Here is a 5,329-nt window from a genome sequence, read left to right as displayed (position 1 = left end):
TAAGTGTGGCAAGAAAGGAAAGAGCATAGCGTCAAAAAATATTTCTTTAAATATTTTGTTGGGATTGAAAAAAAGTTTCTATCTTTGCAGCCCTGAACGGGTTGAGGGGTAATGTACCGGAGGCGAGAGTTGACGGGAGCATCGGAGGCCGAAGCGCGAAGCGGAGGCGATTAAAGTTCTTTAAGGAAATGATTCATGTAGCGTAACGGGCAGTACAGCAACGGGGCACGTTCCCTGTTGTGATGTTACTGATACGGTTCCGGTCAGAGAAGACAATGAAAAGGGATAAATATTTTCTTTGCTAGAGATAGTTATTCGAACTAGACATTTATACAATGGAGAGTTTGATCCTGGCTCAGGATGAACGCTAGCGGCAGGCCTAATACATGCAAGCCGGACGGGATTGGGGACTTCGGTTTCCATGAGAGTGGCGCACGGGTGCGTAACGCGTGAGCAACCTGCCCATACCAGGGGGATAGCCCGTTGAAAGACGGATTAAGACCGCATGTTGCCATATGATCGCATGGTTATATGGTAAAATATTTATAGGGTATGGATGGGCTCGCGTGGCATTAGCTAGTTGGTGGGGTAACGGCCCACCAAGGCGACGATGCCTAGGGGCTCTGAGAGGAGAAACCCCCACACTGGTACTGAGACACGGACCAGACTCCTACGGGAGGCAGCAGTAAGGAATATTGGTCAATGGGTGGAAGCCTGAACCAGCCATGCCGCGTGCAGGAAGACGGCCCTACGGGTTGTAAACTGCTTTTGCGAGGGAATAAACGTGGGTACGTGTACCCATCTGAATGTACCTTGAGAATAAGGATCGGCTAACTCCGTGCCAGCAGCCGCGGTAATACGGAGGATCCGAGCGTTATCCGGAATTATTGGGTTTAAAGGGTGCGTAGGCGGCCAGCTAAGTCAGTGGTGAAAGACGGTGGCTCAACCATCGCAGTGCCGTTGATACTGGCGGGCTTGAATGTACTTGAGGTAGGCGGAATGTGGCAAGTAGCGGTGAAATGCATAGATATGCCACAGAACACCGATAGCGTAGGCAGCTTACCAAGGTATGATTGACGCTGATGCACGAAAGCGTGGGGATCGAACAGGATTAGATACCCTGGTAGTCCACGCCCTAAACGATGAACACTCGGTGTCGGCGATAGACGGTCGGCGCCCAAGCGAAAGCGTTAAGTGTTCCACCTGGGGAGTACGCCCGCAAGGGTGAAACTCAAAGGAATTGACGGGGGCCCGCACAAGCGGAGGAGCATGTGGTTTAATTCGATGATACGCGAGGAACCTTACCCGGGCTTGAAAGTTACTGAAGTTACCAGAGATGGTAACGTCCTTCGGGACAGGAAACTAGGTGCTGCATGGCTGTCGTCAGCTCGTGCCGTGAGGTGTTGGGTTAAGTCCCGCAACGAGCGCAACCCCTGTGGATAGTTGCCAGCATTTAAAGGTGGGGACTCTATCCAGACTGCCTGCGCAAGCAGAGAGGAAGGCGGGGACGACGTCAAGTCATCATGGCCCTTACGTCCGGGGCTACACACGTGCTACAATGGGCGGTACAGAGGGCAGCTACACCGCGAGGTGATGCCAATCTCAGAAAGCCGTTCACAGTTCGGATCGGGGCCTGCAACTCGGCCCCGTGAAGTTGGATTCGCTAGTAATCGCGTATCAGCAATGACGCGGTGAATACGTTCCCGGGCCTTGTACACACCGCCCGTCAAGCCATGAAAGCTGGGGGTACCTGAAGCATGTAACCGTCAAGGAGCGTGTTAGGGTAAAACCGGTAATTGGGGCTAAGTCGTAACAAGGTAGCCGTACCGGAAGGTGCGGCTGGAATACCTCCTTTCTAGAGGGCCGGAACCGACCCCGTTATGCCATGAAGAATTTCGAAGATAAAGAAGAAGAAGAAGAAGGAAGTGCCCGCACCCTGGAGGGGGGGTACCGGTGCAGAGGAGGAAGCAGCTAGTCCCGTAGCTCAGTTGGTCAGAGCACTACACTGATAATGTAGGGGTCAGCAGTTCAAATCTGCTCGGGACTACCGGAAGGGGGATTAGCTCAGCTGGCTAGAGCACCTGCCTTGCACGCAGGGGGTCAACGGTTCGAATCCGTTATTCTCCACCATTAAGGCGGAAGGTTTACCCTCCACCTTTGGCTACAGGCAATAGGCCTTAGGCAATAGGCAAACAGCCTAAAGCATAAGGCATAGGGCTTACAGCCGGAAAAGTTCTTTGACATACTGGAAGAAAAAAACACAAGAGAAGACAACGGCAGGTGTTGGTACCGCTGGGTTCCCGGGATTGATTCTGGGGATTCAGGAGGGATTAACACCGGCAAAAAGAGCACTTCCGCAGGCGCAAAAGGCTGCGGGAGGAAGAAAGTAAGCAAGGGCACACGGGGGATGCCTAGGCTCTCAGAGGCGAAGAAGGACGTGATAAGCTGCGATAAGCGCCGGGGATCTGCAAATGAGACTTGATCCGGTGATATCCGAATGGGGGAACCTGATGTACTGAAGGTACATCGTAATAAACGCGAACGCGCTGAACTGAAACATCTAAGTAGGCGCAGGAAGAGAAAATAAGAATGATTTCCTGAGTAGTGGCGAGCGAAAGGGAAAGAGCCCAAACCGGAGATGTTACGGCATATCCGGGGTTGTAGGACTGCGATGTGGTTACAATGCAATGAAGTGGAACCGTCTGGGAAGGCGGGCCGGAGAGCATGAGAGCTGCGTACACGCAAGTACCATTGACCTAGCAAGTTCCTGAGTACCGCGGGGTCGGAGACGCCCTGTGGGAATCCGGCGGCACCATCCGCCAAGGCTAAATACTCCTGAGAGACCGATAGTGAACCAGTACCGTGAGGGAAAGGTGAAAAGAACCCCGAACAGGGGAGTGAAAAAGAACCTGAAACCGTGTGCTTACAAGCGGTCGGAGCCGGCGAGTCCGGTGACGGCGTGCCTTTTGCATAATGAGCCTACGAGTTGCTCTTCAATGGCAAGGTTAAGCGTTTAAGGCGCGGATCCGAAGCGAAAGCGAGTCTGAATAGGGCGGATAGTCATTGGAGGCAGACGCGAAACCTTGTGATCTACCCATGGGCAGGTTGAAGGTGCGGTAACACGTACTGGAGGACCGAACCGATAAACGTTGAAAAGTTTCCGGATGACCTGTGGGTAGGGGTGAAAGGCCAATCAAACTGGGAAATAGCTCGTACTCCCCGAAATGTTTTTAGGAACAGCGTGGACATATAGTCTGCCAGAGGTAGAGCTACCGATTGGGTGCGGGGGAGTCACATCCTACCAAATCCAGACGAACTCCGAATACTGGACAGATATGGTCTGCAGTGAGGCTCCGGGTGCTAAGGTCCGGGGCCGAGAGGGAAAGAACCCAGACCACCTGCTAAGGTCCCCAAATATACGCTAAGTTGGACTAACGAGGTCCGGCTGCCCAGACAGCTAGGATGTTGGCTTGGAAGCAGCCATTCATTTAAAGAGTGCGTAACAGCTCACTAGTCGAGCGGCCGGGCGTGGATAATAAACGGGCATCAAGAGTATTACCGAAGCAGTGGATTTGTGCCATAAGGTACATCTGGTAGGGGAGCATTCCAGTAGGGGCGAAGCATGAACGTGAGTTTGTGTGGACCAACTGGAAAAGCAAATGTAGGCATAAGTAACGATAAGGCGGGCGAGAAACCCGCCCACCGAAAGACCAAGGTTTCCTGATCAACGCTAATCGGATCAGGGTCAGTCGGGACCTAACGCGGAACCCGAAAGGGGCAGTGGATGGACAACGGGTCAACATTCCCGTACTCTTTGTGGCTGCGATGCGGTGACGGAGGGGTGACACCGCCGCGCACTGACGGAATAGTGCGTTGAAGGCTGTAGGTATAGGGGTTCCAGGCAAATCCGGGACCTTTGCTGAAAGCCGATAGTACGGCAAACCTTCGGGGGCGCCGATAGCGCGGGTAATCATACTCCCGAGAAAAACCGCTAAGCATCAGGCCATAAAGACCCGTACCGCAAACCGACACAGGTGGTTGGGGAGAGAATCCCAAGGTGCTCGAGTGAATCATGGCTAAGGAACTCGGCAAAATGGCCCTGTAACTTCGGGAGAAGGGGCGCTTCCTTACAGCAATGTAAGAAGCCGCAGTGAAAAGGCCCAGGCGACTGTTTAACAAAAACATATGGCTTTGCCAAATCGAAAGATGAAGTATAAGGCCTGACACCTGCCCGGTGCCGGAAGGTTAAGAGGGGATGTCATTCCGTAAGGGAGAAGCATTGAATCGAAGCCCCGGTAAACGGCGGCCGTAACTATAACGGTCCTAAGGTAGCGAAATTCCTTGTCGGGTAAGTTCCGACCTGCACGAATGGTGTAACGATCTGGGCGCTGTCTCGGCCATGAGCTCGGTGAAATTGTGGTATCGGTGAAGACGCCGGTTACCCGCAACGGGACGGAAAGACCCCATGAACCTTCACTATAGCTTAACATTGGGACTGGGTGCAGGATGTGTAGGATAGGCGGGAGGTATTGAATCGGCTTCGCCAGGAGTCGAGGAACCGCCCTTGAAATACCGCCCTTTCTGTATCCGGTTCCTAATCCGCAGACATGCGGAGACATTGTTTGGTGGGTAGTTTGACTGGGGTGGTCGCCTCCAAAAAGGTAACGGAGGCTTTCAAAGGTAAGCTCAGTACGCTTGGTAACCGTACGTGGAGTGCAATGGCAAAAGCTTGCTTGACTGCGAGACGTACATGTCGGGCAGGGTCGAAAGACGGACATAGTGATCCGGTGGTTCTGCATGGAAGGGCCATCGCTCAAAGGATAAAAGGTACTCTGGGGATAACAGGCTGATCTCCCCCAAGAGCTCATATCGACGGGGAGGTTTGGCACCTCGATGTCGGCTCGTCACATCCTGGGGCTGGAGAAGGTCCCAAGGGTTCGGCTGTTCGCCGATTAAAGTGGCACGCGAGCTGGGTTCAGAACGTCGCGAGACAGTTCGGTCCCTATCTGTTGTGGGCGCAGGAAGTTTGCGCGGGGCTGACCTTAGTACGAGAGGACCGGGTTGGACTAGCCTCTGGTGAACCTGTTATGCCGCCAGGTGTACGGCAGGGTAGCTATGCTGGGGACAGATAAGCGCTGAAAGCATCTAAGCGCGAAACTGGCCGCAAGATTAGACTTCCATATAGGGCCGTGGGAGACGACCACGTGGATAGGCCGCAGGTGTACAGGTAGGAATACCAAAGCTGAGCGGTACTAATAGCCCGAAACTTTCTGGAGCATGGAACTGCCGTTGGCTTCTTGTTTTTTTTCTTCCGGTGTATATGTCATTT

Annotated in this window: 1 protein-coding gene, 2 tRNA genes and 2 rRNA genes; all 5 read left to right on the top strand. The window is 53.3% G+C overall.

Translation table 11 applies throughout. The features are described from left to right. Positions 1-332: 332 nt before the first annotated feature. Positions 333-1,855: ribosomal RNA gene (locus tag ABD930_RS08810) — 16S ribosomal RNA — on the top strand. A gap of 118 nt (positions 1,856-1,973) precedes the next feature. Next, positions 1,974-2,047: transfer RNA gene (locus ABD930_RS08805), tRNA-Ile, on the top strand. A 6-nt stretch (positions 2,048-2,053) separates the two neighbouring features. Beyond that, positions 2,054-2,130: transfer RNA gene (locus ABD930_RS08800), tRNA-Ala, on the top strand. Between the two features lie 107 nt (positions 2,131-2,237). Further along, the gene (locus ABD930_RS08795; protein WP_345231352.1) at positions 2,238-2,390 is read left to right on the top strand and encodes a hypothetical protein; all 153 of its coding nucleotides are present in this window, start codon (positions 2,238-2,240) and stop codon (positions 2,388-2,390) included. Next, a 23S ribosomal RNA gene (locus tag ABD930_RS08790) occupies positions 2,381-5,275 on the top strand. The genes ABD930_RS08795 and ABD930_RS08790 overlap by 10 nt, the downstream gene beginning before the upstream one ends. The 16S and 23S rRNA genes sit together here with 2 tRNA genes alongside, the layout of an rRNA operon. Positions 5,276-5,329 lie beyond the last annotated feature (54 nt).

Source organism: Olivibacter ginsenosidimutans, from assembly GCF_039542865.1.
In the GTDB taxonomy this organism is placed as follows: Bacteria; Bacteroidota; Bacteroidia; order Sphingobacteriales; family Sphingobacteriaceae; genus Olivibacter; species Olivibacter ginsenosidimutans.
Note: the sequence above shows the minus strand (reverse complement) of the source record. Positions and strands in the feature narration are given on the sequence as shown.